31 protein-coding genes and 1 tRNA gene are annotated in these 26551 nt (G+C 63.4%); 17 read left to right on the plus strand and 15 right to left on the minus strand.

The genetic code is table 11. From position 1 onward, the window contains the following. Window positions 1-73 precede the first annotated feature (73 nt). Genes ACMU_RS05070 through ACMU_RS05090 form a run of 5 tightly spaced genes read left to right on the plus strand, consistent with a single transcriptional unit; the run spans window position 74 to window position 3718 of the window. Window positions 74-991, plus strand: a complete 918-nt coding sequence (locus ACMU_RS05070; RefSeq protein WP_035256843.1) for an SPOR domain-containing protein — start codon at window positions 74-76, stop codon at window positions 989-991. Continuing rightward, window positions 988-1980 carry a beta-N-acetylhexosaminidase gene (gene nagZ, locus ACMU_RS05075; RefSeq protein WP_035256845.1) on the plus strand — a complete coding sequence of 331 codons (993 nt, stop codon included), beginning with the start codon at window positions 988-990 and terminating at the stop codon, window positions 1978-1980. The genes ACMU_RS05070 and nagZ overlap by 4 nt, the downstream gene beginning before the upstream one ends. Continuing rightward, the gene (locus ACMU_RS05080; RefSeq protein ID WP_035257528.1) at window positions 1977-2768 is read left to right on the plus strand and encodes a segregation and condensation protein A; all 792 of its coding nucleotides are present in this window, start codon (window positions 1977-1979) and stop codon (window positions 2766-2768) included. Before nagZ ends, ACMU_RS05080 begins: the two co-directional genes overlap by 4 nt. Further along, window positions 2769-3407 (plus strand): SMC-Scp complex subunit ScpB, encoded by a 639-nt coding sequence (gene scpB, locus ACMU_RS05085; protein ID WP_035256847.1) that lies wholly within the window; start codon window positions 2769-2771, stop codon window positions 3405-3407. Between the two features lie 11 nt (window positions 3408-3418). Further along, window positions 3419-3718: a hypothetical protein gene (locus tag ACMU_RS05090; RefSeq protein WP_035256849.1), complete on the plus strand. Its 300-nt coding sequence runs from the start codon at window positions 3419-3421 to the stop codon at window positions 3716-3718. A gap of 184 nt (window positions 3719-3902) precedes the next feature. Here the strand turns inward: ACMU_RS05090 and ACMU_RS05095 are convergent, their stop codons facing one another. The 8 genes from ACMU_RS05095 to ACMU_RS05130 all read right to left on the minus strand — a co-directional run bounded on the left by ACMU_RS05095 (window position 3903) and on the right by ACMU_RS05130 (window position 9360). After that, window positions 3903-4988 carry a 2'-deoxycytidine 5'-triphosphate deaminase gene (locus ACMU_RS05095; protein ID WP_035257531.1) on the minus strand — a complete coding sequence of 362 codons (1086 nt, stop codon included), beginning with the start codon at window positions 4986-4988 and terminating at the stop codon, window positions 3903-3905. Between the two features lie 61 nt (window positions 4989-5049). After that, a tRNA-Pro gene (locus ACMU_RS05100) sits at window positions 5050-5126 on the minus strand. A 66-nt stretch (window positions 5127-5192) separates the two neighbouring features. Continuing rightward, the gene (locus ACMU_RS18980; RefSeq protein ID WP_081805395.1) at window positions 5193-5960 is read right to left on the minus strand and encodes a MerR family transcriptional regulator; all 768 of its coding nucleotides are present in this window, start codon (window positions 5958-5960) and stop codon (window positions 5193-5195) included. 8 nt (window positions 5961-5968) lie between these two features. Then, entirely contained in the window at window positions 5969-6274 is a 306-nt protein-coding gene (gene ihfA, locus ACMU_RS05110) for an integration host factor subunit alpha (RefSeq protein ID WP_035257549.1), read from the minus strand. Window positions 6275-6356: 82 nt separating this feature from the next. After that, entirely contained in the window at window positions 6357-7328 is a 972-nt protein-coding gene (locus ACMU_RS05115) for a beta-ketoacyl-ACP synthase III (protein WP_035256851.1), read from the minus strand. Next, entirely contained in the window at window positions 7325-8431 is a 1107-nt protein-coding gene (gene plsX / locus ACMU_RS05120) for a phosphate acyltransferase PlsX (RefSeq protein WP_051587994.1), read from the minus strand. The genes ACMU_RS05115 and plsX overlap by 4 nt, the downstream gene beginning before the upstream one ends. A gap of 26 nt (window positions 8432-8457) precedes the next feature. After that, the gene (rpmF, locus tag ACMU_RS05125; protein WP_035256853.1) at window positions 8458-8664 is read right to left on the minus strand and encodes a 50S ribosomal protein L32; all 207 of its coding nucleotides are present in this window, start codon (window positions 8662-8664) and stop codon (window positions 8458-8460) included. Between the two features lie 150 nt (window positions 8665-8814). After that, window positions 8815-9360 carry a YceD family protein gene (locus ACMU_RS05130; RefSeq protein WP_081805396.1) on the minus strand — a complete coding sequence of 182 codons (546 nt, stop codon included), beginning with the start codon at window positions 9358-9360 and terminating at the stop codon, window positions 8815-8817. A 100-nt stretch (window positions 9361-9460) separates the two neighbouring features. Here ACMU_RS05130 and ACMU_RS05135 point away from each other — a divergent pair, with 100 nt between their 5' ends. Next, window positions 9461-9901, plus strand: coding sequence for an outer membrane protein assembly factor BamE (locus ACMU_RS05135; protein WP_236626196.1), 441 nt, complete (start codon window positions 9461-9463; stop codon window positions 9899-9901). Here ACMU_RS05135 and msrB read toward each other — a convergent pair. Continuing rightward, window positions 9898-10296, minus strand: a complete 399-nt coding sequence (gene msrB / locus ACMU_RS05140; protein ID WP_035257555.1) for a peptide-methionine (R)-S-oxide reductase MsrB — start codon at window positions 10294-10296, stop codon at window positions 9898-9900. The two genes, ACMU_RS05135 and msrB, sit on opposite strands and share 4 nt — an antisense overlap. Window positions 10297-10398: 102 nt before the next feature. Between msrB and ACMU_RS05145 the strand changes: the two genes are divergently transcribed. The 4 genes from ACMU_RS05145 (at window position 10399) to ACMU_RS05160 (ending at window position 14601) form a co-directional block, all read left to right on the plus strand. Continuing rightward, a complete protein-coding gene (locus ACMU_RS05145; RefSeq protein WP_081805419.1) occupies window positions 10399-11142 on the plus strand; it encodes a GNAT family N-acetyltransferase in 744 nt (247 codons plus the stop codon). 141 nt (window positions 11143-11283) lie between these two features. Further along, a complete protein-coding gene (locus ACMU_RS05150) occupies window positions 11284-12489 on the plus strand; it encodes a GTP-binding protein (protein WP_035256859.1) in 1206 nt (401 codons plus the stop codon). After that, on the plus strand, window positions 12486-12758 hold the full coding sequence (locus tag ACMU_RS05155; RefSeq protein ID WP_035256860.1) for a DUF6525 family protein: 273 nt from the start codon (window positions 12486-12488) through the stop codon (window positions 12756-12758). The genes ACMU_RS05150 and ACMU_RS05155 overlap by 4 nt, the downstream gene beginning before the upstream one ends. Before the next feature lie 31 nt (window positions 12759-12789). Beyond that, window positions 12790-14601, plus strand: a complete 1812-nt coding sequence (locus tag ACMU_RS05160; protein WP_035256861.1) for an ABC-F family ATP-binding cassette domain-containing protein — start codon at window positions 12790-12792, stop codon at window positions 14599-14601. Here the strand turns inward: ACMU_RS05160 and ACMU_RS05165 are convergent. Continuing rightward, window positions 14598-15188: a hypothetical protein gene (locus ACMU_RS05165; RefSeq protein ID WP_035256862.1), complete on the minus strand. Its 591-nt coding sequence runs from the start codon at window positions 15186-15188 to the stop codon at window positions 14598-14600. The genes ACMU_RS05160 and ACMU_RS05165 overlap by 4 nt on opposite strands. Window positions 15189-15422: 234 nt before the next feature. Between ACMU_RS05165 and ACMU_RS05170 the strand changes: the two genes are divergently transcribed. Then, window positions 15423-16007: an outer membrane protein gene (locus ACMU_RS05170; RefSeq protein WP_035256863.1), complete on the plus strand. Its 585-nt coding sequence runs from the start codon at window positions 15423-15425 to the stop codon at window positions 16005-16007. Between the two features lie 51 nt (window positions 16008-16058). Here ACMU_RS05170 and ACMU_RS05175 read toward each other — a convergent pair whose 3' ends face one another. Beyond that, the gene (locus ACMU_RS05175) at window positions 16059-16880 is read right to left on the minus strand and encodes an isocitrate lyase/PEP mutase family protein (protein ID WP_236626197.1); all 822 of its coding nucleotides are present in this window, start codon (window positions 16878-16880) and stop codon (window positions 16059-16061) included. A 138-nt stretch (window positions 16881-17018) separates the two neighbouring features. Here ACMU_RS05175 and ACMU_RS05180 point away from each other — a divergent pair, with 138 nt between their 5' ends. Together ACMU_RS05180 and ACMU_RS05185 are read left to right on the plus strand one after the other, a co-directional pair. Beyond that, window positions 17019-17801 carry a dienelactone hydrolase family protein gene (locus tag ACMU_RS05180; protein ID WP_035256864.1) on the plus strand — a complete coding sequence of 261 codons (783 nt, stop codon included), beginning with the start codon at window positions 17019-17021 and terminating at the stop codon, window positions 17799-17801. Continuing rightward, on the plus strand, window positions 17798-18748 hold the full coding sequence (locus tag ACMU_RS05185; protein WP_152544513.1) for a dienelactone hydrolase family protein: 951 nt from the start codon (window positions 17798-17800) through the stop codon (window positions 18746-18748). The genes ACMU_RS05180 and ACMU_RS05185 overlap by 4 nt, the downstream gene beginning before the upstream one ends. Here ACMU_RS05185 and ACMU_RS05190 read toward each other — a convergent pair. Both ACMU_RS05190 and ACMU_RS05195 read right to left on the minus strand, forming a co-directional pair. Then, window positions 18745-19596: a LysR substrate-binding domain-containing protein gene (locus tag ACMU_RS05190; RefSeq protein ID WP_051587997.1), complete on the minus strand. Its 852-nt coding sequence runs from the start codon at window positions 19594-19596 to the stop codon at window positions 18745-18747. The two genes, ACMU_RS05185 and ACMU_RS05190, sit on opposite strands and share 4 nt — an antisense overlap. 145 nt (window positions 19597-19741) lie before the next feature. Beyond that, window positions 19742-20212, minus strand: coding sequence for an Lrp/AsnC family transcriptional regulator (locus ACMU_RS05195; RefSeq protein ID WP_201769868.1), 471 nt, complete (start codon window positions 20210-20212; stop codon window positions 19742-19744). A 136-nt stretch (window positions 20213-20348) separates the two neighbouring features. On the opposite strand from ACMU_RS05195, the gene ACMU_RS05200 reads away from it, so the two are divergent. Further along, a complete protein-coding gene (locus tag ACMU_RS05200) occupies window positions 20349-20666 on the plus strand; it encodes an antibiotic biosynthesis monooxygenase family protein (protein WP_035256867.1) in 318 nt (105 codons plus the stop codon). Here the strand turns inward: ACMU_RS05200 and ACMU_RS05205 are convergent. Beyond that, window positions 20663-21010 carry an MmcQ/YjbR family DNA-binding protein gene (locus ACMU_RS05205; RefSeq protein ID WP_035256869.1) on the minus strand — a complete coding sequence of 116 codons (348 nt, stop codon included), beginning with the start codon at window positions 21008-21010 and terminating at the stop codon, window positions 20663-20665. The genes ACMU_RS05200 and ACMU_RS05205 overlap by 4 nt on opposite strands. A gap of 205 nt (window positions 21011-21215) precedes the next feature. Here ACMU_RS05205 and cysS point away from each other — a divergent pair, with 205 nt between their 5' ends. The 3 genes from cysS to ACMU_RS05220 all read left to right on the plus strand — a co-directional run bounded on the left by cysS (window position 21216) and on the right by ACMU_RS05220 (window position 25069). Beyond that, on the plus strand, window positions 21216-22571 hold the full coding sequence (cysS, locus tag ACMU_RS05210) for a cysteine--tRNA ligase (protein WP_035256871.1): 1356 nt from the start codon (window positions 21216-21218) through the stop codon (window positions 22569-22571). Between the two features lie 123 nt (window positions 22572-22694). Further along, window positions 22695-24317 (plus strand): citramalate synthase, encoded by a 1623-nt coding sequence (cimA, locus tag ACMU_RS05215; RefSeq protein ID WP_035256873.1) that lies wholly within the window; start codon window positions 22695-22697, stop codon window positions 24315-24317. Continuing rightward, window positions 24314-25069 (plus strand): squalene/phytoene synthase family protein, encoded by a 756-nt coding sequence (locus ACMU_RS05220; RefSeq protein ID WP_035256875.1) that lies wholly within the window; start codon window positions 24314-24316, stop codon window positions 25067-25069. Before cimA ends, ACMU_RS05220 begins: the two co-directional genes overlap by 4 nt. Before the next feature lie 167 nt (window positions 25070-25236). Here ACMU_RS05220 and ACMU_RS05225 read toward each other — a convergent pair whose 3' ends face one another. Further along, the gene (locus ACMU_RS05225) at window positions 25237-26454 is read right to left on the minus strand and encodes an MFS transporter (RefSeq protein ID WP_035256877.1); all 1218 of its coding nucleotides are present in this window, start codon (window positions 26452-26454) and stop codon (window positions 25237-25239) included. Between the last annotated feature and the right edge of the window lie 97 nt (window positions 26455-26551).

Here is a 26551-nt window from a genome sequence, read left to right on the forward strand (position 1 = left end):
CCGGGTGACGAGGCAGGCAAGCGATTGTGGGCGGCGGGCATCGGCCCTTGCGCCCCAGCGGCAGTGAGGCAGTATGGCGGGCTACGACGAGATTTCCGAAGAATTTGCGGACGCAGGTCCGGTCAATCAGGCGTGGATGGCATGGGCAGGCGCGGCGACGTCGGTCGCGCTGCTGATCGGGCTGGGATACTGGGGGTACGAGCTGACGATGCGCGACGTATCCGGTGTGCCGATTGTCCGGGCACAGGACGGCCCGGCGCGGATCGCGCCCGAGGACCCTGGCGGCTCACGCATGGTGCATCAGGGGCTGGCCGTGAACAACGTCGCCGCCGTCGGAACCGCTGCCGATCCGGCCAACCGGCTGTTGCTGGCACCGCGCCCCGTCGATTTGCAACCGGATGACGAGGCCGGGCTGGAAACCGCCACTGCCGCGCCCGTGACCGAAGAACAAACAGCAGATCAGCAGGTTGCCGCCGCCGACCCGATTGTTGCGCCTGCGCCCATTGATACCGATCAGCCGGCGGCGACACCCGCAGTGCCGCTGGCTACGCCCGTTGTGGCATCCGCACCGGCCCCCACCACCACCGCGATTCCCGCCAGCGTACCGGGCCTGCGCAAATCGCTGCGCCCCCAACCACGCCCCAAGGTCGACCTGGTGGCCCGTGCCGCCGCCGCTGCTGCGGCCAGCGCTCTTTCGGTACCGGCGATCAACAGCTCGGTCGAGGTGGCCTCGGTCGCCGCAGGCTCGAACCTTGTGCAGCTGGGCGCCTTTGACAGCCCCGAGGTGGCCCGGGCCGAGTGGGACCGCCTGTCGCAGCGGTTCGACAGCCTTCTGGCTGACAAGAAACGCCTTGTGCAAACCGCCGTGCGCGGGGGGCGGACATTCTATCGCCTGCGTGCGGTCGGCTTCAGCGACATTTCCGCCGCCCGCCGGTTCTGTGCGGCCTTAACCGCGGAAAAAGCGCTCTGCGTGCCGGTTGTTGCCAGATGACCGGGCAGGGCGCGTTCATATCCGGATGCGCCGGCCCGGTTCTGGGGGCGGATGAGGCCGCGTTCTTTCGCGAGGCGGACCCTTGGGGGTTCATCCTGTTCGCGCGCAACCTCGAAACACCGGATCAAATCCGAAAGTTGACGGCGGATCTGCGCGACGCGGTGGGCCGGGACGCCCCGATCCTGATCGATCAGGAAGGCGGGCGCGTGCAGCGTCTGCGCGGCGGGCCGTGGACCGAATGGGTGCCACCGCTGGACCAGATAATGGCCGCAGGGCCAAACGCCGCACAGCTGATGCGCCTGCGCTACCGCGTGATTGCGGCGGAACTGCGCGCGCTTGGCATCGATGTGAATTGTGCGCCCTGTGCCGATGTGGCCCGCGATGACACGCATCCGATCCTGCGCAATCGATGCTATGGCACCGAGGCCGCGCAGGTGGTGGCCATGGGCCGCGCGGTGGCCGATGGTTTGTTGGATGGCGGCGTGTTGCCGGTGCTAAAGCACATCCCCGGACATGGGGCGGCGACGGTGGACAGCCATTTGGAACTGCCGGTGGCAAACCTGGATAACGACACGCTGCAGGCGCATGATTTCGCTGCGTTTTCCGGGTTGGCGGACCTGCCAATGGCGATGACCGCGCACGTCGTTTTCCCGGCGATTGATGCCGGGGCTCCGGCCACGACGTCCCGTGCCGTGATCCGGGTGATCCGCGATCAGATCGGCTTTGCCGGCCTTTTGATGTCGGACGATATCTCGATGCAGGCGTTGAGCGGTCCGATTGCCGAACGGTCGCGTGCGGCGTTGGCAGCGGGTTGTGATCTGATCCTGCATTGCAATGGCGATATGGCCGAGATGCAGGCGGTGGCGTCCGCGGCGGGACGCTTGTCGGACCTTGCGGTCCTTCGCGCTGATGCGGCATTGCGTGGCCGTGGCGGCGCGGCCGAAGACCCTGCCGCTTTGCAGGCCGAATGGGCACGGTTGGTGGCATGAGCGGCGAGGCAGCAAACCAGGATTGGGTCGAACAGGATGTCGAGGCGCGCCGTGCCGCCGAGGCCCTGATCGTCGATGTCGAGGGCTATGAAGGCCCCCTGGATCTGCTGCTGACCATGTCACGCACGCAGAAAGTGGATTTGCGGCAAATCTCGATCCTGCAACTGGCGCAGCAATACCTGGCTTTCGTAGAGCAGGCCAAGGCGCTGCGGCTGGAACTGGCGGCCGATTATCTGGTGATGGCGGCTTGGCTCGCCTTTCTGAAATCCCGGCTGTTATTGCCGCCCGAACCGGGCGACGAGGGCCCCACCGGTGAAGAGCTGGCCGCGCATCTGGCGTTTCAGCTGGAGCGTCTGCAGGCCATGCGCGATGCCGCCGCGCGCCTGATGGCCCGTGACCAACTGGGCCGCGACTTTTTCGTCCGTGGCGTGCCCGAGGACGTGACGCGCGTGCGCAGCGTGCAATACACGGCGACCTTGCTGGACCTGATGCAGGGCTATGCCCGTATTCGCACGCGGGACGAGTTTCGCCCCTTTGTCATGGATCGCGACAAGGTCTTTACGATGGAAGAGGCGCTGGACCGCATGCGCAACCTGATCGGCTTTGCAGGGGAATGGACCGATCTTGCCAGCTATATGCCCGACGGCTGGGGCGACGACCCTGTGCGCCGGCGTTCGGCCACTGCGGCGCATTTTGCGGCCTCTCTGGAACTGGCCAAGGCGGGCACGGTCGAGATCCGGCAATCCGACACCTTTGCCCCGATCCAAATTCGCAAGAAAGACGAATAAATGGCTGAAGAACAAGAAGAAAGCCTGTTCGAGGCGCCCCCCCTGGCCGAGCAGGAACGCATGGTCGAGGCGGTGCTGTTTGCCAGCGCCGAACCGGTGCGCGTTGCCGATCTGAACGCGCGTATGCCGCACGGGGCCGATGCCGAGGCCGCCCTGACCCTGCTGCAGAAACGCTATGACGGGCGCGGGGTGCGCGTGGTCAAGGTTGGCGATGCCTGGGCCATCCGCACCGCGCCCGATCTGGGCTTTCTGATGAAGAAGGAAACGGTCGAAACGCGTAAACTTTCACGCGCAGCGATCGAAACTTTGGCAATCATTGCCTATCACCAGCCCGTAACGCGGGCCGAGATCGAAGAGATACGTGGTGTCTCGGTAAGCCGTGGTACCATTGACCAATTGCTCGAGATGGATTGGATCCGCCTTGGACGCCGCCGCATGACACCGGGCCGCCCGGTGACATTCGTGGTAACGCAAGGTTTTCTTGACCATTTCGGGCTAGAGAATGCGCGCGATCTGCCGGGACTCAAAGAGTTGCGCGCTGCGGGGCTGTTGGAGAACCGCCCCCGCCCCGGCCAATTGTCCGAAACAGAGACGGGCGATGAAGACGAAGACCAAAGCGATATGTTCGAAGACAGCTGAGGAGCAGCAAGATGAACATGAACCGATTGATAAATATGGTAATCAACCGCCTGATCGGACGCGCCGTGTCACGTGGCGTTGATGCAGGTATCAACCAGGTGTCGAAGACGATGCAACGCGCCCCCGCGCCAGCACCGGAACCGACCCCGGCCACCATTGTTGAACCGGCGCAGGAACCGGCCAAAATGGTGGAAGACAACGCGAATGAAAAAGAGAAACTGTCGCCCGAAGAGCTGCAGAAACTGCGCGAAGCCCGCCGGGCCCGTCGTGCACGCCGCGCAGCGCGGGAAGAGGCCGCAGGCAACGCCTAACTGGCCCCGAACTCGGGCTTGGGCCTCTCGTCGGGGCCCCGCCCGGTTTGACTGGCCGGTCCTGATCCTGGTGGTCCGGCACGTTTCTACGCAAGGTTATTGCAGCCGATTCCGGTGGATATACCGCCGCGCATCCGCTGCCTTTCGGCGATTCAACCATCAGTTTGGCGCTGCGTTTCCGCTCTTAGCTTCGAAAATGTTTGCTCAGCTTCAGGCCCTGGCCTTGATAGTTTGACGCGATATCGGCGCCGTAAAGCGTAGCGGGGCGTTCGGCCATGCGCTCATAGACCAGCCGCCCAACCCCTTGCCCGTGCTCCAGAACAAATGGCGCTTCGTGACAGCGCACCTCCAGCACGCCGCGCGCACCGGCGCCACCGGCAGCGGCATGGCCGAAGCCGGGGTCGAAGAAGCCGGCGTAATGCACCCGGAACTCGCCCACCATCGCCAGATAGGGCGCCATTTCGGCGGCGTAATCGGGTGGGATATGCACCGCTTCGCGGCTGACCAGAATATAAAACGCGCCGGGGTCCAGGATGATATGACCATCGCTGCTGTGGATGGGTTCCCAATAATCGGCGGGGTCGTAATGGCCGATCAGGTCCAGATCGATCACCCCGGTATGAGGCTTGGCGCGGAACCCAACAAGGTCGGTCCCCTCGGGCCGCAGGTCGACCGAAAAGCCCAACCCGTCGCTGATCACCGCCGGGCCGCCAGCCACCAGCGTATCGGTGGCGTGCAGATCGGCCAAAGTGGCGTCGTCCAGAACCGATTGGCCGCGGCGAAACCGGATCTGGTTCAGCCGCATGCCGGGGCGCACCAGAACGCTGAACGAGCGGGGGCAGATCTCGGCATAAAGCGGGCCTGAATATCCGGCGGGAATGCGGTCAAACTCGACCCCGCCATCGGTGATGGTGCGGGTCAACAGGTCCAGCCGCCCCGTGGAGCTTTTGGCGTTGGCCACCGCAGTCAGGTCGGCGGGCAGGGCCAGCGCCTCCATCAACGGCACCACGTAGACACAGCCTTTTTCCAGAACCGCGCCGCCCGACAGGTCGATGCGGTGCATCTCGAACTCGGTCAGGCGGTCGGCGACGCTGCGGCCTTCGCCGGCCAGGAAACTGGCGCGCACGCGATAGGCGGTGGTGCCCAGCCGCAGGTCCAGCGAGGCCGGTTGCACCTGTTCCGACGTAATGGCGGGTTGCCCGGTCAGCTGGCCAAAAGCGATCATGTCTTCGATGGATTGGGCGGGCAGGATCCCGGTGCCGGTGGTCATGCGCATCCTCCAGATACACCAAACCGCCCGACGCCAATCGGCGACCGGACGGTTTTGTTAATGGTCGGGCTAGCAGGACTCGAACCTGCGACCTTCCGTCCCCCAGACGGACGCGCTACCAGGCTGCGCCATAGCCCGACGTGGCGTGTGTCATAGCATGTCTGCGCGCGGGGGCAAGGCAGAATCGGTGGAAAAATGCGGGGCTTACGCATTCGGATCGAAACGTGTCCGGATCTCGATCAGGCGGGCCTGGGCCTCGGCGAAGGGGGCGGCGTCAACGCTGCCCGGCTGGACCCGCCGAAGCGCCGTCAACAAGGGCAGAGCCTCGGTCGCGGCGTCGTCATCGGCGGGATCGTCGGCCGGCAGATCGTCACCCAGAGCGGCAGGGGCGGCGGCCTCTGCCGGTTCGGGTTCGGGCACCGGCTCCGCGTCTGCATCTTCGGCCATTGGCGTGGCGGCGACCGGTTCAGGCGCGACCTCGGGCTCTTCTTCCGGCGCGGGGGGCGCTTCTGCTGCCGGCTTCGTCGGAGGTGGGCCAAAGTCCAGCTCAGGCGCATCCGGGTCGCCATGCAGCGGCACGACATTGTCCGCTTCCACGGGGTCTTCCACATTCTCGGCCATCGGGGCTTCGGGCGCTTCGGTTGTCACGTCGTCGTCATTCTCTGCGGTCACGGTGCCATCCAGCACCTCGTCTTCATCCAGCGGATGGGACAGGCCCATCACCTCTTTAACCCCATGTTCGCGCAGGTATTTCTGAACCCCGCGAATGGTCATGCCATCCTCGTGCAGCAGCTTTTTCAACCCACCCAGCAGTAACATGTCATTGGGACGGTAATAGCGCCGGCCGCCGGCGCGTTTCACCGGCTTCACCTGCGTGAACCGGCTTTCCCAGAATCGCAGGACATGTGCGGGTGTGTCCAGCCATTCGGCCACCTCGCTGATGGTCCGGAATGCGTCTGGGGATTTTCGCATGATGCGGCCTATGCCTTCTTGTTGCCGGCGGCCACGCGATCTTTCATCAGGTGCGACGGCCGGAAGGTCAGAACCCGGCGGGGCGAAATGGGCACTTCCTCGCCCGTTTTCGGGTTGCGGCCCACGCGGGCGGCCTTGTCCCGCACCGAAAAGGTACCAAAGGACGAGATTTTGACGGTTTCGCCTTCCACCAGCGCATCCGACATGTGCTGCAGAACGGTCTCTACCAAAGTGGCCGATTCATTGCGCGACAATCCGACCTCGCGGAACACGGCCTCGCTCAGGTCCATTCGTGTCAATGTGCGTCCACTCATCCCGGCCTCCATCCTAACCCGTTGAACGAAGATAGAGAGAAATGATTTTCCGAGTCAATATCAATGGCTTGCCGAAAGCTCTTTACCAGCGAAGAACCACTGCACCCCATGCCAGTCCGCCGCCAATCGCCTCGGTGACCAGCAAGTCACCCTGTTTGATCTGGCCGCGCTGCTTGCCCACGGACAACGCCAGCGGAATCGATGCCGCCGAAGTATTGCCGTGATCCTGTACGGTGACCACCACGTTATCCATCGACAGACCCATCTTTTGGGCGGTGCCCTTGATGATCCGCAGATTGGCCTGGTGCGGCACGATCCAGTCCACGTCACCGGCCGACAGACCGGCGCGATCCAGCGCGCAATGCGCCGTCTGTGCCAGCTTTTCGACCGCATGGCGGAACACTTCGCGGCCCTGCATGCGCAGGTATCCGGTGTTGCGCTGCGACACGCCACCATCGACATAGAGAAGCTCGCGGTACGAACCGTCCGAGTTCAGATCGGTCGCCAGAACGCCGCGATCCTCGGGCGTACCCGCGCCTTCCTGGGCCTGCAGCACCAGCGCACCGGCACCATCGCCGAACAGAACGCAGGTGGCCCGGTCGGTAAAATCGATGATGCGGCTGAAGGTTTCGGCGCCGATCACCAGAACGCAATTTGCCTGGCCGGAACGGATCATCGCGTCGGCATTGGACAGGGCGTAAACGAAACCGGCGCAGACGGCTTGCACGTCAAAGGCAAAACCGCGCTTCATGCCAAGGGCGCTTTGGATCATCGTGCCGGCCGATGGAAAGGTCAGATCGGGGGTCGAGGTGGCCACGATGATCGCGTCCACGTCCTCCACGCTCAGGCCGGCGTCGTTCAGCGCGGCCTGTGCGGCCTTGGTTCCAATGATCGAGGTCGTTTCCCCTTCGGCCGCAAAGTGCCGGCGCTCGATCCCGGATCGTGCACGGATCCACTCATCGCTTGTATCAAGGGTCTTCTCAAATTCCGCGTTGGGAACGATGCGTTCGGGTAGGTAATGCCCCACACCCTTGACCACGGCGCGTGTTGTCATGTTTTTTTATCGCCTTCGCGTAGTTCTTTCGGCGCATCTTGGCCTGACATTGCTGCAGATGCAACACGTGCCGCAAGACGTTCTGAAAAACCGCTCTGTGCCAATTGAAATGCCAGCTTAACCGCCGCGGATACGCCCGTGGCGTCTGCCGAGCCGTGGGATTTCACCACGGTGCCGTTCAGCCCAAGGAAAACACCACCATTGACCCGGCGCGGGTCAATCCGCTTGGAAAAGCGCCGCATCGAGGTATAGGCCAACAGCGCGGCAATCCGTGACAGGGGCGAGAATTTGAAGGCCTTGCGCAGCAGGTCGCTGATCAGCTTGGCGGTCCCCTCGGCGGTTTTCAGGGCCACATTGCCGGTGAAACCGTCGGTGACAATCACGTCCACCTTGTCCGACGGAATATCGCCACCTTCCACGAACCCGACAAAATCAAACTGGTTGCGCGCGGCGGCGTTCGCGATCAGATCGTGGGCCGCTTTCAGTTCGGCGCGCCCCTTATGTTCCTCGGTGCCTACGTTCAGCAGGCCAATCCGGGGCGTCTTCAGGTCCAGACCGTTGCGGGCATAAGAGGCACCCATCAGCGCGTATTGCAGCAGGTCATCGGCGTCGGCGCGAATATCGGCCCCCACGTCCAGCATGACGTTAAACCCGGTTTCAGACCGCGATGGCCACAGGCAGGCGATGGCGGGCCGGTTCACGCCGGGCAGCTTGCGCAGGCGGACCATGCTCAACGCCATCAACGCGCCGGTATTGCCACAACTGACGGCGACGGTCGCCTCGCCATTGCGCACGCTTTCCACCGCCGACCACATGGACGTGCCCTTGCCGTGGCGCATCACGTGGCTGGGCTTGGCATCCATGGTCACCACGCCCTCGGCGTCGCGGATCTCGACCCGGCCGGCCAACGGCTTGCGCCGCGCTACGAGCCTCTCAAGCTCGGCGCGGGGGCCATGCAGGATAAATCGGATGTCAGGATTTTTCGCCGCCGAGCGGGAAATACCGGCCACAACGGGGGCCGGCCCCTTGTCGCCGCCCATCGCGTCGACGGACAGCACAGTGCGCGCTGAGGCTTGGATCGTGATGTCAGAGTGATCGGACATACCAGCCCCGGCGCACAGGCAACGGCTTACGCTGCGTCTTCGTCCAGATCGATCTCGTCTGCCTGGGCAACAACCTCACGGTCGTCATAGTAACCGCAGGCGCCACATACGTGGTGGGGGCGCTTCAGTTCGCCGCAATTGGGGCATTCTGCCGGGTTGCCGGCAACCAGCGCGTCATGCGCACGGCGGTTGCCGCGGCGCGAACGTGTAACTCTGTTCTGTTGGACAGCCATGTCTCAACCTCGATGCTAGGGGCTTAAGCCCATTGAATTTATTAGGGATCGAGCGACTTGGCCCCGTGTCAGGGCGTCGTCCCACCCAACGTGTAAACGAGGCCGGGAACATACAAAGATTCTGCGCCGACGCAACCCCTTATTGCGGGTTTATTCGCCTTCTTCTAGGCGTTTCTTCAGGTCCGCCAACCCCGCAAAGGGTTTTGCATCTTCGTCGCGCATCGGCGCTACGCCGTCACCGGCGAAAACCGCCTGGCCCAGCTCCGCCCCGTCGGCCCGCGGGTAAAGCGGCAGCGCAAGGGCCAGTGCCTCGGTGGCGAGGGTCAACAGGTTCAGTGATTCCGGGATAACCTCGCGGCTGTCATCGTCGGGCATCTCTGCCTCTGATTCCTCGGGCAGCGGGTCGGCCTGGGCCGTATAAAGACGGGCCACCGGTTCGTCGATACGCGTGGTCACCGGTTCCAGCGTCACAACGCAGGGCTGCACCACCGTGGCCCCCAGCATGCCGGTCAGCTGCCAATCGGCCTTGCCCGCCGGGGTGATGCGGCCCTCGAACCGCACCTTGCGCAGGGCGTTCAGGCCCAGTTCTTCTCGCATGGTGGCGATCTGATCGGTGTTCGGTTCCACCAGAAATTCCTGCGCGTCACCGGCCGGAAAACGCCGGATATCAAGGATGTGGTCCGGGTGCGCAGTCATGGCGGCGTTCCTTTCTTGATCAAATTGCGATCCTTCTATAAGCCGGATACGAGGCAAAAACCGGTAAGGCAAGGGGATGGGTATGCAAATAGCCCGTGCAATGAAACGGCTCTCGGCAGGGATTGCAGCTCTTTCGCTGGCCGGTTGCGTGACTCTTGTTAACACCCATGGCTATGTCCCAAGCGAAGAGCAGCTGTCTGAACTTGTTGTGGGCGTTGATACCCGCGACAGCGTCGAAGACGTTGTTGGCCCGCCGGGTGCGTCGGGCGTTTTGCGGGACGAGCGGTGGTATTACATCAGTTCGACCTTCCACACCCGTGCGGCACTGGCCCCCAAGGAAGTGGAGCGCGAGCTGGTGGCGATTTCCTTCGATGAAGAAGGCACCATCACCAATATCGAACGTTTCGGTCTTGAGGACGGTCAGGTCATCGCACTGAACCGCCGTGTGACGGATGACAACGTAAAAGGCGTGTCGTTCATCCGCCAGCTGCTGGGCAACCTGGGCAACTTTGCCGCGGATCAGTTCTTCGACGACGTCTAAGCGTCGTCGTCTTCCCTGAATTCCAACGCGACGCCGTTGATGCAATACCGCATGCCGGTTGGGGCAGGGCCGTCAGGGAAGACATGGCCCAAATGGGCGTCGCATTGATTGCAATGCACCTCGGTCCGCCGCATGAACCAGCTGTTGTCTGCCTGCTCGCCAACCATGTCTTCAACCGGGGCAAAGAAACTGGGCCAGCCGGTGCCGCTTTCGAACTTGGTGGCCTGGTCAAACACCGCCGCGCCACAGCAAACGCAGTGGAACATGCCGGGCGTTTTCGGGAAATTGTCGTGGGTAAAGGCGCGCTCGGTGCCGTGCTTGCGCGTGACTTTGTAGGCAAGGGGTGACAATTGTTGTTGCCATTCCGTGTCGGATTTTTTGACCTTTTCCGTCATTTCCACCTCGGTTTTGTCAAATTTCTGTAACGCCTTGTGTGTTACGGCGCGCAAAACCATATGTAGGCGAACGGTGTAATCCGTCCAATGCCGGAGGAGCAGATGGCAAGACTTTCCTTGCGCAAAGGGCGCTACGTGGCGCGGTTGGCCGAAGGCCCGGCCGATGTTTTGGCCGCACAGCAACTGCGAACCTTGACCTTCCGCGGCGAAGGGGCGGTGCTGGACACCGACGCGTTCGACACGATCTGCCAGCATGTGCTGGTGGAAGAAACGCGGACAGGGCGGCTGGTTTGTTGTTTCCGGTTGCTGCCTTTGCAGGGTGGGGCCGAGATCGAGCACAGCTATTCCGCGCAATATTACGAATTGTCAGGGCTACACGGGTTCGAAGGACCGCTGGTCGAGATGGGCCGGTTCTGCATTCACCCGGACGTCAAGGACCCCGACGTGCTGCGCGTGGCCTGGGGTGCGATGACCAAGTTCGTCGATGACCAGAATGTAGAGCTGTTGTTTGGCTGCTCGTCGTTCCAGGGCACCGAGGCCGATGACTATATGGATGCCTTTGCGCTGCTTAAGGACAAGCACCTGGCGCCCAAACGGTTCCTGCCGCGTATCAAGGCGCCCAACGTGTTCAAATTTGCGCAGAAGTTGCGGCGCAATAAACCCGATGCCAAGCGGGCGCTGGTGGGCATGCCGCCGCTGTTGCGTACCTATCTGATGATGGGCGGCTGGGTCAGCGACCACGCGGTGGTAGACCGCGACCTGAACACCCTGCACGTGTTCACCGGGTTGGAGATCAACGCCATCCCGCCTTCGCGCAAACGCCTGTTGCGCGCCACGGCGGGCTAAAGCCTCTGTCGACCTCTCGCGACCGAAACCTCCGGGCCCTGATCGGGGCGCGCTGGTTGCCTGCACCGTTGTGAAATCCGCTTGCGGTCAGGTCGCGGATATGCATGTTACCTTATAACATAGAAAGCAGCAGGTTTTCCCATGCCCCTAGATCAACGTCTTCCCGTGACCGTTTTGTCTGGTTTCCTCGGAGCCGGCAAAACCACCCTGATGAACCACGTCCTGAACAACCGTGACGGTTTGCGCGTGGCGGTCATCGTCAACGACATGTCCGAAGTGAATATCGACAGCGACCTGATCCAGGCTGGTGTGGATCTGCAGCGGGGCGAGGAAAAGCTGGTCGAGATGACCAATGGCTGCATTTGCTGCACCCTGCGCGACGATCTTTTGCAGGAGGTGCGCCGGCTGGCCGAAGAGGGCAAGTTCGACTATCTGCTGATCGAAAGCACCGGCGTGTCCGAGCCGCTGCCGGTTGCTGCCACCTTTGCCTTCCGCGATGAAGAGGGTGAGGCGCTGTCGGATGTGGCCCGGCTGGACACGATGGTCACCGTGGTGGATGCGGCGAACCTGCTGAACGACTATGCCTCGCATGACTTTCTTGCCGACCGCGGCGAATCCCTGCCCGAGGGCGACGACCGCACACTGGTTCACCTGCTGACCGACCAGATCGAGTTTGCCGATGTGATCGTGCTGAACAAGGCCGAAACCGCCGGGCCCGAGCGTCTGGACGCCGCGCGCAAGATCATCAAGTCGCTGAACCCCGATGCCAAGATGATCGAGGCCGATTACTCCAAGGTCGACAACAAGCTGATCTTTGACACCGGCCTGTTTGACTTCGACCGCGCGCACGAACATCCGCTTTGGGCCAAGGAGCTGTATGGCTTTGCCGACCACATCCCCGAGACCGAGGAATACGGCGTCTCCTCTTTTGTCTACCGCGCCCGCAAGCCGTTCGACCCCGCCCGCCTGCACGGCGTTCTGAACGGTGCGCTGCCCGGCGTTATCCGCGCCAAAGGGCATTTCTGGATCGGTACGCGGCCCAAATGGGTGGCCGAGTTCTCGCTGGCCGGCGCGCTGTCCTCGGTCAGCCCGCTGGGCGGCTGGTGGGCCTCGGTCCCGCGCGATCGCTGGCCGACCGACCCCGAGATGATCGCCCAGATGACCCAGCATTGGGAAGAACCCTGGGGCGACCGCCGCCAGGAACTGGTCTTTATCGGCTCGGGCATGGACAAAGAGGCGATCACCGCCTCGCTGGATGCCTGCTTGATCGACGCCAGCGATTATGACCCCGACGCATGGGCGGGCCTGGACGATCCGTTCCCGCAATGGGGCCGTCAGCAGGCATGACGGGGCGCAACCACCGGTCGGCCCTGCGCAAACGCCGGGCCGTGCCGCTGCACCGGTTCGACCAGTTACCGCCCGAGCTGCGGCGCTGGTTGCAGGATGCCGCCCTGCCATGGAGCGTCGCGCAGGCGGAACGCATCTGGTCCAAGGCCCTGCGCGAAACCGGCGGCAACCGGGCGCAGGCGCTGGCGCGGCTGGACCGCGCGCAGGCCAGCGCCATGGCCCGCGATGCCCGCGCCATTTGGGGCGACGGATATCCTGCGCCCCATTGACCTTGCGCCCCCAACGGGCTAGCCCGCCGATATGGCACGCGCACCGGTTCTTCAACTCTCCGACATCTCTTTGACCTTTGGCGGCGACCCCGTGTTCGACGCGCTGGACCTTGTGGTGCAGCCGGGTGATCGCGTGGCGCTGGTGGGGCGCAACGGGTCGGGCAAATCCACCCTGATGAAGGTCATGGCCGGGCTGGTTGAACCTGATCGCGGCACCCGAGTTGTCTCGCCCGGCATCTCGGCGGGGTATATGGAGCAAGACCCGGATATGGCCGGCTTTGCCACGCTGGGCGATTTCGCCGCCCACGCGCTGGACCCCGGCGAGGCGTATAAGGTCGAGATGGTGGCCGAGGGGCTGAAATTTGACCCCGCCACTGCCGTTACGGCCGCCTCGGGCGGTGAACGCCGCCGCGCCGCGCTGGCCAAGCTGATGGCCGAAGCGCCCGAACTGATGCTGCTGGACGAGCCCACCAACCATCTGGATATCGAGGCCATCGCCTGGCTGGAGCGCCACCTGGCCGACACCCGTGCCTCGTTTGTGCTGATCAGCCACGACCGCGCCTTTCTGCGCGCCCTGACGCGCGCCACCCTGTGGATTGATCGCGGACAGGTGCGGCGCCAGGAACAGGGGTTCGAGCGGTTCGAGGCCTGGCGCGACAAAACCTGGGAAGAAGAAGACCTGGCTCGCCACAAGATGGATCGCAAGATCAAGGCCGAGGCGCGATGGGCCGTCGAAGGCATCAGCGCCCGCCGCAAACGCAACATGGGCCGGGTGCGCGCCCTGCAGGATCTGCGCGCCGAACGCGCCGCGATGATCCGTCGGCAGGGCACCGCGGCGCTGGCACTCGACAGCGGGCAGAAATCCGGCAAGCGGGTAATCGACGCGCGCGGCATCTCAAAATCTTTCGACGACCGGCGCATCCTTGCGCCCTTCGACCTGCGAGTGTTGCGCGGTGATCGCGTGGCCTTTGTCGGCCCTAACGGGGTGGGCAAAACCACGCTGCTGAAGATGCTGACCGGTGAGGTGGCGCTCGACACCGGCACCGTCACCCATGGCACCAATCTGGAACTGGCCGTGTTCGATCAGAACCGCGCGCAGCTGGACCCCAACCTGTCGCTGTGGGACAGCCTGACCACCGCGCCCGGCATGGCCGTGTCAGGGCAGGCCGATCAGGTGATGGTGCGCGGCGTGGCGCGGCACGTGGTGGGGTACCTCAAAGATTTCCTCTTTGACGACGCGCAGGTGCGGGCGCCTGTCCGGTCGCTGTCGGGTGGTGAAAAGGCGCGGCTGTTGCTGGCGCGTCTGATGGCGCAGCCATCGAACTTGTTGGTGTTGGACGAACCCACCAACGATCTGGACATCGAAACGCTGGACCTGCTGCAGGACCTGCTCAGTGACTATGACGGCACCGTTCTGGTGGTCAGCCACGACCGTGATTTTCTGGACCGCGTCGCCACGATCACCATCGCGATGGAAGGCGACGGCAAGGCCACAACCTATGCCGGCGGCTGGTCCGATTACCGCGACCAGCGGGGCGAAGAGTTTAAAAAACCGGTCGCCGAGGCCCCCAAAACTTTAAAAAAGACGTTAAAGTCTGCGCCCAAACCGGCCGAGGCCGAGGGGCTGAGTTTCACCGAGAAACACCGGCTGGAGGCGCTGCCCGCGATCATCGAACGGCTGGAGGCCGAGATCGCCAAGCTGGAAGAGTTTCTGATGGATCCCGAGCTGTTCACTAAGGAGCCTGTCAAGTTTAAGAAAGCCACCGAAGCCCTTGTAGAAAGACAGGAAAACCTGTCTGCAGCCGAAGAGGAATGGCTGGAGCTGGAAGAAAAAGCCAGCTAAGCCCGCGCCCGAAACCCGCCCCGCAACGCCCGGACATTTGGTTCTGGGGTCAGAACGGTGACGATCTGGGTGCCGGGCGCTGTCAGGGGTTCCGCGTAACCATCTGGAAAATAAGGGAAAAACTGTCCTTGCAGCAACAGGCAAGGCTGCCCGTCCCACAACACGAACACCCCGTCCGGCAGGTCCCCGATCCGCGCCTCGTACGTCACTTGCCGCCGGTCCCGCGTCACCCGCGCCGGGTGCAACAGCGCATCAATCTGCGGCGCGCTCAGCTTTTTGTCCGGCGACAAGGCCGCGCGGTAGGCGTTGAAATCAGCCCGCCGACACTCGGCACAGGGCCGGTGCCCGGCGGCCAGCGCTACGAATTCATCCAAGAAAAACAACTCGGTATAGCGGTTTGGTGACATGACCTTGCGGTGCCGGCCCTTGAAATCCAAAACACATGTAATCCACGCCTTGTGTCGCCACCGCGCCACGCCGAACCTCTGATCGGCCCCGTGCAGGATGCCCCGGTTGCCCATCAGCGTCCCCCGCGCGGGATGGGCGATGATCTGGCCTTCGGGGGTGACACGGTTCTGCAACGGCATGACCAAAGCCTACGCGGTAAGGCGCGGTGGTCAACTGGCAAGGGTGCAGCCCTCACTTCTGCGTGTTGCGGCGGATAATGGCCGAGCAAAATCAACGCTTTGAGCCAATTCCGGCCGTTTCGTCGGCGGGGATTTGCCGGGGGATTGTTCCCTTTGCGCAAAGGCACAGATTGCGCCCCATGCCGTGCAACCGGCCTCAACAACACACCCGCCTGTGCGGGTAAAGGAGCAGACATGAAACGCACAACAACACTTGCCGCATTGGTCAGTCTTGCCGCAGCGCCCGCATTCGCCGGCAGCAACAAGGCCCCATCCGTCGAACCTGCTGTGACCCAGGCCGTGCCAATCGCCACGGGCGCTGATTGGACCGGTGGCTATGTCGGTGCCCAGCTGGGCTATGGCGATGTGGACACCGACAATGGTGGCGGCGCCAACGGCGATGGTTTTATCGGCGGCCTGCATGCCGGTTACGACATTGACCTGGGCGATTGGGTGATCGGCGGCGAGTTCGACGTGGATTCAACCGACATCAACCTGTCTGCCGGCGGCGGGGATATCGACAGCGTGGCGCGCCTGAAACTGCGCGCGGGTTATGACCTCGGCCCAACCCTCGTCTACGGTACCGTCGGGGCCGCCTTTGCCGAAGCTGATCTGGGGTCGGATACAGGTTTTGCCGTGGGGGCAGGTGTGGAGCGTCGCATCACCGATGCCATGTCGATTGGTGGCGAGGTGCTGTACCACCAGTTCGACAATTACAATGGCTCGGGCATTGATGTGAACGCCACAACCGCCACCGCGCGGGTGAAATTCCGGTTCTAATCCACCCCCAAGTGCATGGACCGGAAAGAGGAGGGCCTTTGCTGGCCTTCCTCACTTTTGTGTAAGCATTTCATTTACTTGCTGACCGTTTATGCCGTTGGTCAGGTGGGCGAAGCTGCCATCGTTGAACATGGCGTGCCCTGCATCCGCAATGACGCGCCACGTGGCATTCGCCAACGCGCTGCCCAAGGAAATACGCGCCACACCAATGGCGGCAAAATCCGCGCGGGTATACCTGGCATGCGGGCCAGCCGCGATTGCATTGACGGGCAGGTGGGTCGTCTTGCAAAGCCGCGCGACATCGTCCAGCGACGGCGGCAGGATCAGGTAGAGGCCATCGGCCCCCGCGGCTTCGAACGCCTGAAGGCGTCGCATGGCCTCGTCCACGTCATAGGTGCGGCGCAGTACGCCGTCGGCGCGCGCCAACAGAAAGAAATCTTGCGGCAATGCACGCGCGGCGGCGGCAGCTGCACGGATGCGTTCCACCGACAGGTCGAAATCATACGACCCGCCGGTGCCAATCACCGTGTCCTCGATCGAGATCCCGGCCAGACCAACCTCGGCCGCCAACCGCACGGTCTCGGCGCAGGTGTCGGGATCGTCGCCAAAGCCGTTTTCCCAATCACCCGACACGGGTACGTCTACAGCGGCCACAAGGTCTTGGGCATGGGCCAGCGCCTCGTCCCGCGTCACACCGTCGGGTTTGCCAAGGGTAAAGGCATGGGCCGATGAAGAGGTACCAATCGCCGGTGCGCCCAACGCCGCCAGCATCTTGGCGCTGCCCGCGTCCCAGGCATTGGCCAGAATGAAAGGGTCGCCGGGTTTGTGCAGGGCGCGAAACATCTCGCCTTTGGTCATAAGGGCCTCCGTCATTTTCCTGGCACAGCTTAGGCGGAATGGCGGCAAACCGGCCATCCGAAATTCGAATGCCGTCCGCAGTGTTACGCGTTTTGCCACGACGAAACTGGTGCATAAGGTCGCTTCCGCAGACCGGCCAAAAGGAGGGAAGCCTTGCGGATCGTCTATGTTTTATTGGCTGTTGTGGGTCTGATACCCGGTCACGCAGCGGCCGACATCAGGGATTGCCACGCGATCCGCGATGGCACGGCCAAAGAGATCACGTTTTCTGTGCCGACGCGCACGGGGCAAGTCGCGACCGTGAAGGGCATCGCACAAACCGCAGGATCAGAGGCGCCGGTTGTGATCATCCAGCACTCTGCGCAAGGGCTGGACGCGCCGGATTGCTATGGCTGGGTTCAAACGGCTTTGGCACAGGCCGGGATGGGCTCGGTCGTGCTGGACACTTCGTCGGGCTGGCAATTGGGCAATGGCCGGTCGCAGGGCGGGGGGATGGCCGACATGATGGCCGATCTTCAGGCGGTTGCGGCGCATCTGGGAGCGCCCGAGCGGCCCGTGGCGATTATCGGTTTCTCCCTTGGGGGGCGGGCGCTGTTGAACGCGCTTTACGGCGGGTGGGTCTATGACCTGTCCGTCGCCGCCCCTCCCTTTGTGGCGGCCGTGTCGGTCTATGCCACATGCCCTTCGGACATGATGGATGGTGGACCCGAATTGTTGCTGGTCCATGGCGATGCCGATGTAATTGCCCCGATTGAAAGCTGCGCGCAGGCAGTTGCACAGGGGCGCCAAATGCAGGTGCTAGCCGGTGCGCGGCATTTGTTCGACCATCCCTCCAGCCCAAATTACAACCCCGCCGATGCCGAACGCGCGATGACGCGGATCGTCGTTTTCCTGCGGGCCGAGTTTGATCGACAGGCGAGGAGGGCCTTGGAATGAAACGTTTTTTAGCAGCCATGTTGGCGGGTGTTCTGGCGACAGGTGTGGCTGCGGAAGAGCGGGTTTTAACCGTGGCCTCGTCCAATCCGTTCAGCTTTCCCCAAGCCTTGCAGGCCGGTCCGGGGGGGGATCTGCAGGTGAACGGGGCCGTGTCCTTGCCACATGGGGCCTCGGTCAATGCACCGGTGGGGGCGGTGCTGTTTGTGCATGGCGCCGGCGGGCCGCAACGGTTCCACCAGGATTGGCGCGCCGTGTTCAGGGCAGCCGGGTTTGCCACGGCCCACGCCAACCACTTCACCCCGCGCGGCGGCGGATCTGCGGTGGGCGATCATATCGATCTGACGGGGGCGGCGATGGCGACGGATGCACTGAACATCCTTTCCGCGCTGGCCGCACTGCCCGAGATTGATGCCGACAAGATCGTAATCGCCGGAACCTCCAAGGGCGGCGGGGTGGCACTTTATACCGCATGGGCGCCGTTGGTGCGCGCCATTTCGGGAGAAACGCAATTCGCGGCGCATCTGGCGATTTATCCCACCTGCATGCATTGGGACGTGGCCAACCATACCGGCGCACCGATCCGTGTGATTGTTGGCACGCAAGACGATTGGACCGGCCACGACCAATGCGTGGCCGCGATGGCGCATCTGGCCGGGCAGGGCGTGCCGGCAACCACGCTGTCGCTGCAAGGGGCGGCCCATGGCTTTGACAGCCGCCGCCCGCTGCACAAGGTCACGCAGGCCTTTGACGTGCGTGCATGCCGGTTTTCGATGGATGTTGAAGGCGTGGAATACGCCAATGCGCAGCCGATGAACGCGCCCAAAGCCAAACGTGCCGCGCTTGGAACCTGTGTCAAACGCGGGGCGCATTACGGTGGCGATACCGGTGCGACCAAGATTGCACGTGATCATGTGCGGGCATTGTTGGCCACGATCGCGGCGCGCTAGCCTGCCGACCCGGCAAAAGCCTGCACCAAGTATTTGCGCAGGCTTTTCACAGCCGCGTCTGTATGCGAGGTCTCGGATTCGTGCAGCACGATGCCGACCGGCGCCAGTCTTGGCAGGCCATCCTTGGCGTCCAGCAACACAAGATCTTCGCGGGCAGTGGATTGTTTGACCACGGCAATCCCGATCCCGGCGGCCGCTGCAGCCTCGACCGCAGGGATGGAGTTGCCCTCATAAGCGATACGATAAGCGTGCCCGGCTTCCCGCAACGCCGCCTCGGCCATCTCGCGGAAGAGGTTGCCCGCCGGCATCACCACCAGTTGCAGCGGCGTGGCAACGGGGCGCCCCTGCGCGGCCCAGCCCAGCGGCTCTTTGCGCAGCAATGTTCCGGACAGGTCCGACTGTGCTTGCGTGGCAAGGACCAGATCGAACCGGCTGCCAAGTTGGCGGGCGAATTGCGACGTGGTGCCGGTGGTGACATGCAGGGTGACATCGGGGAATTTCTGCTGAAATCGCGCGATGATCGTCGGCAGGAAGGCCGAGGCGAAATCATCCATGATACCCAGCCGCACATGGCCGCTGACTTGTGGGCCGGTCAGCCGCGCGATGGCGCTGTCATGGGTGGCAAGGATACGCCGCGCCTCGGTCAGAAATTTCTGCCCCTCTTCGGTCAGGGCGGCCCCGGTGGGCGAGCGTGTCAACAGGGTCAGCCCCAGCGCCAGTTCCAACTTGCGCAAATGCATGCTGACTGCGGACTGACTGCGGTGAACCAGCGGCGCGGCCTGCGTAAAGCCGCCGGTCTCGGCCACGGCAACGAAAGATCGGATCGCAAGGATGTCGAGGTTTCGCATCTATCCATTCGATAATCGGCTGCTGTTCCCCTGATTATGCGAAAACCGGATGGCGCTGTCACCCGGTTCGTTGCGCCCGACCCTGCGTACAAAGCGTTTTGTCAGTGGCGCAGGCCAATGGACGCGCCCGATCACGCGCGGTGGATCAGTCGATATGGTGGGCAGCTACCTGCAACGGTTGCGCGGCGCGAACAGGGCGTAGGGCGAAATTGGATCGTACGTTATCCACGGCCGGGATCGTCAGGATGTGGTTGGTCAGTACGCGTTCATAGGCCGGCAGGTCAGCCACCGCCATTTCGGCCAGGAAATCGGCGTTGCCCGACACCATGTGGCAGGCGACCAGCCCGGGAACGTTGGCCAGCGCGGCCTCGACCTCGTCGGCATTGCCGCGTGTGTGTCGGGTGACGGTGATCTCGACAAACACGGTCAGGGTCAGGCCCACTGCGGCGCGGCCCAGCTCGGCCCGATAGCCGGTGATGGCACCGGTTTCCTCCAGCCGCCGCACCCGGCGCAGGCAGGGCGTGGGCGAAAGGCCCACGCGGTTGGCCAGCTCAACATTGCTGAGCCGCCCGTCGCGTTGCAGGGCATCAATGATTCTGCGGTCTGTCTCGTCCATCTTGGCAGGATGTGCTATCGTTTTGTTCATTACCAGCACAACATGCTCAGAAATGTCAGAAATGGTTGCGAATATGGCAGGACATGCCCGCCCTGACGCGCCTATGCTGCGACCGGGATCAAGACAGGAGGCCCCAATGATCACCCGCATCTGGCACGGCTACACCACGCCCGAAAACGCCGACGCCTATCAGGCCGTCGTCACGGGCGAGGTCATCCCCGGCATCATCGCGATGAACATCCCCGGGTTCGAGCGGATCGAACTGATGCGCCGCGATCTGCAGGGCGAGGTGGAGTTCATCACCATCATGTGGTTCACCTCGCTGGACGCGGTCCGGGCCTTTATGGGCGCGGACTATGCCCAGGCGCACGTACCCGCAGCCGCCCAGGCGGTGCTCAGCCGGTTCGACGACCGGTCGCAACATTACGAGGTTCAGCTGTCGCAGGACGTCTAGGGGCAGGGGTCCATCGCGGCTTGAGCCTTTTTCGACAGGCTGGACCGCACGATGCGGTACGAGGTCAGCAACCGGTCGCGCAGCTCGTCGGGGTCGGTGGTGTTCCAGTCGACCCGCACCCAGGACCGGTGGAAATACTTGGCCCGCTCGGCCCGGCCCATCTCGATCAGCAGGGCGGCGGTCTCAACATCCGGGGTCTTGACCGACACGGCCTCGCCCAGATGGCCGATACAGGCGAACATCTTGTCGCCGACCTTCCATGACGGAATGGCACCATCCGCCTCGGACGCCCATTCGGCGCCGGGCAGGGACTGGCAATAGCTGTCAACGATCTCGCGGCTCATGGGGCCACGATGCCCGGCGGGGCCGGGGCTGACAAGGGCCTTGCCGCAGCCTCCTGCCATTGCTATGACACCCCCATGACCAACTGCATCAACATTTGCTGCATTATTCCCTGCTGACATTCGTCGCGCGGGCCGGTCATTTTGTTTTCAAACCTCTGAAACGTTGATAAGCCCGCGCGGGACACCTGCGTAAGAAGGCTTTGCCATGACCCAGATCAGGCTGCACAACACCAAGACCCGCAAGAAAGAGGTCTTTGCACCCATCGACCCCGACAACGTGCGGATGTATGTCTGCGGGCCCACGGTCTATGACCGCGCGCATCTGGGCAATGCGCGGCCGGTGCTGGTGTTTGACGTGCTCTACCGGTTGCTGCGCCACGTTTATGGCGCCGATCACGTGACCTATGTGCGCAACTTCACCGACGTGGATGACAAGATCAACGCGCGCGCCGCCGAAAGCGGGCGACCGATATCCGACATCACCGCCGAAACGACGCAGTGGTATCTGGACGATATGGACGCCATTGGCGCGTTGCAGCCCGACCACATGCCGCGCGCCACGCAATACATCCCGCAGATGGTCGCGATGATCGAAAAGCTGATCGCCGAGGGGTACGCCTATGCCCGCGAGGGGCACGTGCTGTTCCGGGTGCGCAAATACGAGGCCTACGGCGCGTTGTCGGGCCGGTCGGTCGATGACATGATCGCCGGGGCCCGCGTTGAGGTTGCGCCCTACAAAGAAGACCCGATGGACTTTGTTCTGTGGAAGCCCTCGGCCGATGATCTGCCCGGCTGGGACAGCCCCTGGGGCCGCGGGCGGCCGGGCTGGCACATCGAATGTTCGGCCATGGCCTTTGACCTACTCGGTGCGTCGTTCGACATCCATGGCGGCGGAAATGACTTGATGTTTCCGCATCATGAGAACGAAATGGCGCAAAGCTGCTGTGCCAACCCCGAGGGGGGCTTTGCAAACTATTGGGTGCATAACGAGATGTTGCAGGTCGAGGGCAAGAAGATGTCCAAATCGCTGGGCAACTTCTTCACCGTGCGCGACCTGCTGAAAGAAGGTGTACCGGGTGAGGTGATCCGGTTCGTAATGCTCAGCACCCATTACCGCCGGCCGATGGACTGGACTGAGAAGAAGCGGGTCGAGGCCGAGGCCGAGCTGTCGAAATGGCACGCGATGATCGACGGTGTGACCGCAGGTCCGGTGCCTGATGCGGTGGTCGAGGCTTTGGCCAATGACCTGAACACCGCCGGTGCCATCACCGAATTGCGCAAACTTGCCGGCGCCGGTGACGCGGCGGGACTGAAGGCCGGGCTGGCGCTGATGGGGCAGGGGACAACTGCGCCCCGTCATGCAGCCGTGGACCTGTCCGCCTATGCCGACGCTTTGGCGGCTGCGCGGGAAACGGCCATGCAGACCAAGGACTTCACCGCCGTGGATGCGATGAAATCTGCGTTGACGGCGGCCGGGGTCGAAGTGCGCATGTCCAAGGCCGGGGTCGATTTGGAACCGGGCCCCGCATTTGACCCGGCCAAGCTGGAGGCGTTGGTATGACCCATCGGTTCAATGCAAAGGGCCGCGCCCGACCCGAGGGGGGGCGTGAAGCGCCCGCCCTGGGGGGCGGGTCGGGCGCTGCCCGGCCGTCGGCCGGGCGGAACCTGAAGGCGGAGGGCCGTTATGTCTAAGGACCGCCTTTACCTGTTTGACACCACGCTGCGGGACGGCCAACAAACGCAGGGCGTGCAGTTTTCCACCGCCGAAAAGGTGCAGATCGCCCGCGCGCTCGACGCGCTTGGCATCGACTATATCGAGGGCGGCTGGCCCGGCGCCAACCCCACCGACAGCGCGTTCTTTGACGCAGCCCCCAAGACCAACGCCCGGATGACGGCCTTTGGCATGACCAAACGGTCGGGCCGCAGCGCCGAAAACGATGATGTGCTGGCCGCTGTTCTGAACGCGGGCACCGGCACGGTGTGCCTTGTGGGCAAGAGCCACGATTATCACGTGACCAAGGCTTTGGGGATCTCGCTGGACGAAAACCTCGACAATCTCGCCGCCAGCTTTGCCCATATCGTGGCGCAGGGGCGCGAGGCGATTTTTGATGCCGAGCATTTCTTTGACGGCTACAAGGCCAACCCCGACTACGCGCTGCAATGTCTGCATGCCGCGCGCGACGCCGGGTGCCGCTGGATCGTGCTGTGCGACACCAATGGCGGCACCTTGCCGGACGAGATCGGGCGCATCACCCGCGCCGTAATCGACAGCGGCATTCCCGGCAGCCATCTGGGCATTCACACCCATAACGACACCGGCAACGCCGTGGCCGGATCGCTGGCCGCCGTGGATGCCGGCGCGCGGCACGTGCAGGGCACGCTGAACGGGCTGGGCGAGCGGTGCGGCAACGCCAATCTGGTCAGCCTGATCCCGACACTGCTGCTGAAACCGCAATATGCCGACACGCTGGACACCGGCATTTCGCCCGAAAGCCTGCGCGATCTCACGCGTATCTCGCGGCAGCTGGATGACATCCTGAACCGCGTGCCGGTGAAAACCGCGCCTTATGTGGGTGCCTCGGCCTTTGCACATAAGGCCGGTCTGCATGCCAGCGCGATCCTGAAAGACCCCGCGACCTATGAACATGTGGACCCTTCGGTGGTTGGCAACGAGCGCATCATCCCGATGTCGAACCAGGCCGGGCAGTCGAACCTGCGCAAACGGCTGGGCGAGGCGGGGTTGGAGGTGGAACCCGGCACCCCGGCGCTTGGCGCGATCCTGAACCAGATCAAAGAGCGCGAGGCGCAGGGCTATTCCTATGACACCGCGCAGGCCAGTTTCGAATTGCTGGCGCGGCGCGAACTGGGCCTGCTGCCCGAGTTTTTTGAGGTTAAGCGTTACCGCGTCACGATCGAACGCCGCAAGAACAAGCGCAACCAGATGGTCACCCTGTCCGAGGCCGTGGTGGTGGTGAAGATTGGCGGTGAAAAGAAGCTCAGCGTCAGCGAGAGCATGGATGCATCAGGCCAGGATCGCGGCCCTGTAAACGCGCTGGCCAACGCGCTGGCCAAGGATCTGGGGCCGTATCAGAAGTTCATCGACGACATAAAGCTGGTCGATTTCAAGGTGCGCATAACCCAGGGCGGGACCGAGGCCGTGACCCGCGTGATCATCGATAGCGAAGACAGTTCCGGGCGGCGCTGGTCCACCGTGGGCGTGTCGCCCAACATAGTGGATGCCTCGTTCGAGGCGCTGCTGGACGCGGTCACATGGAAACTGGTGCGCGAGGGCGCAAAGGCGCCATGACGATTCAGGCCTGCGCCGAACTGGTCGCAAAGGGCGATCCGGACCGTTTTGCCGCCGCAATGGCTGCGCCGGTTGCCGCGCGGCGCGTTCTGTTCCCGCTATACGCATTCAATGTCGAGGTGTCGCGGGCGCCCTGGGTGACGGCCGAGCCGATGATCGCCGAGATGCGCCTGCAATGGTGGCGCGATGCACTGGAAGAGATTTCCGCAGGCGGGCCGGTGCGGCGGCACGAGGTGGTGACCCCGCTGGCCGAAGTGCTGGATGCCCAAGGCGCCGTGTTGCTTGACGAAGCAGTCGACGCGCGCCGTTGGGATATCCACCGCGATCCGTTTGACGATGACGCAGATTTTGCCGACCACCTGGACAAAACCGCGGGCCACTTGATGTGGACGGCTGCGCGGCTGTTGGGGGCAGAGAATAACGAGGACCGGGTGCGCGACCTGGCTTGGGCCACGGGATTGGCAAACTGGCTGCGCGCGGTGCCGCAACTGGAAGCAACGGGCCGCATCCCGCTTGTTGATGGCCGCGCGGCAGCGGTCGTGGCACTGGCCAGAACAGGGATAGACCGTTTGAACACGGCGCGCGGCAATTTGCCGAACGCACCGGCGGCGTTTCTGCCCGCTTTCCAAACGCGCCCGGTTCTGAGCCGGGTTGTGCACAAGCCGGTGTCGGTCGGCGATGGTGCGCTGGAAACGTCTGAGTTTCGCCGCAAAGTCCGACTGATCCGCGCCAGCTTGACCGGCCGCTATTAACCGGCGCGCCGTACCGGCGCATTTGATGCATTTGCGTTCGGGCCACGCAGGCCCTGGGGACGTCCCCAGACCCCGTGGGGCAACGCTTGCCCCACGCGACAACCCGAGTGCCAAGCCAAAGGCGCGGCGCGAGATCAAAGAAATGCGCCGTCAGGCGCGCAATTGGATCACGCCTCTTTCGGGCGCAGGCTTAGCCAGATGAGCGCCCCGCCTGCCAACACAAGGAAAGGTCCCATGGCCAGGTTCACCGCGTTCCACCCGGCCTGAGGCGTGCCGCCCGAACAGTTCATCAGCCCACCGGAGGCCAGCGATGCGAATGTAACGCCGCCAAAGACGATCAGGTCGTTGAGACCCTGAACCCTGCCGCGCTCGGCAGCGGTATGGGCATTGGCCAGCATTGTCGTGGCACCAATGAAGCCGAAATTCCAGCCAAGACCCAGAAGGATCAGCGCGCCGAAAAATTGGTTGATATGTACCCCGCTCAGGCCGACGGCACCGGCCGCGGCAAGGATAACCAGCCCCGCCGCCACGATCCGTTCCACCCCGAACCGTGCGATCAGATGACCGGTGAGAAACGACGGCGCGAACATGGCCAGAACATGCGCCATCACCACATCGGCGCTGTCATCGGTGGTATAGCCACAGCCCACCACCGCCAGCGGGGTGGAGGTCATCACCAGGTTCATCAGCGCATAAGAGACCAGCGCGCAGATCATCGCCACCGCGATGCGAGGGGTCTTCAGCAATTCCAGCCGCGTGCGACCACGCTTGTATCCGGTTCCCTCGGGCGCGGGCTTGGGGATGTCGAGGCCCAGAAACAACAACGCGCCCACCACGTTGATCACGACAACGGCAATGTAGGCCCCCAGGAAGGGCACCACGAAACTGTCTGCCGTGATCTTTACCAATTGCGGGCCGATGATGGCCGAAGCCAGCCCCCCTGCCATCACGTAAGAGATTGCCTTGGGTCGGAATGCGTCTGAGGCGGTGTCGGCGGCGGCAAAGCGGAAGAAGCCCTGCGACGACATGTAGGTGCCGGTGAAGAGCGAGCCCAACAGAAGCAGCGGGAAGGATGCAATCGACAGGGCGTAAGCGCCGATCAGAGCGCCCACCGCTCCGCCGGCGGCCCCGGCAAAGAACCCCGCGCGCCGTCCGAACCTCTGCATCAGGGCCGATAGAGGCGTCGCCGACAGCATCGAGCCCAGCACGATCATCGAGATCGGCAGGGTGGCAAAGCACAGGTTCGTGGCCAAGGACTGCCCGGCCAATCCGGCAATTGTGAACAGCAAGGGCATCTGCGCGCCAAGAAACGCTTGGGCGGCGACCAGAACGGCAACGTTACGTTTGGCTCGGGCATCCGAGATCGGGGAAGATATGTCGGTCATGGCAAAGGTTTAGCCTTGCCGACGGGGCGCGGAAACTATGCATGGGCGAACAACGTGATGTGCGTGCTTTCACGGATCGAGGCGTGACAGCCCCGGT

This window comes from Actibacterium mucosum KCTC 23349 (assembly GCF_000647975.1).
In the GTDB taxonomy this organism is placed as follows: Bacteria; Pseudomonadota; Alphaproteobacteria; order Rhodobacterales; family Rhodobacteraceae; genus Actibacterium; species Actibacterium mucosum.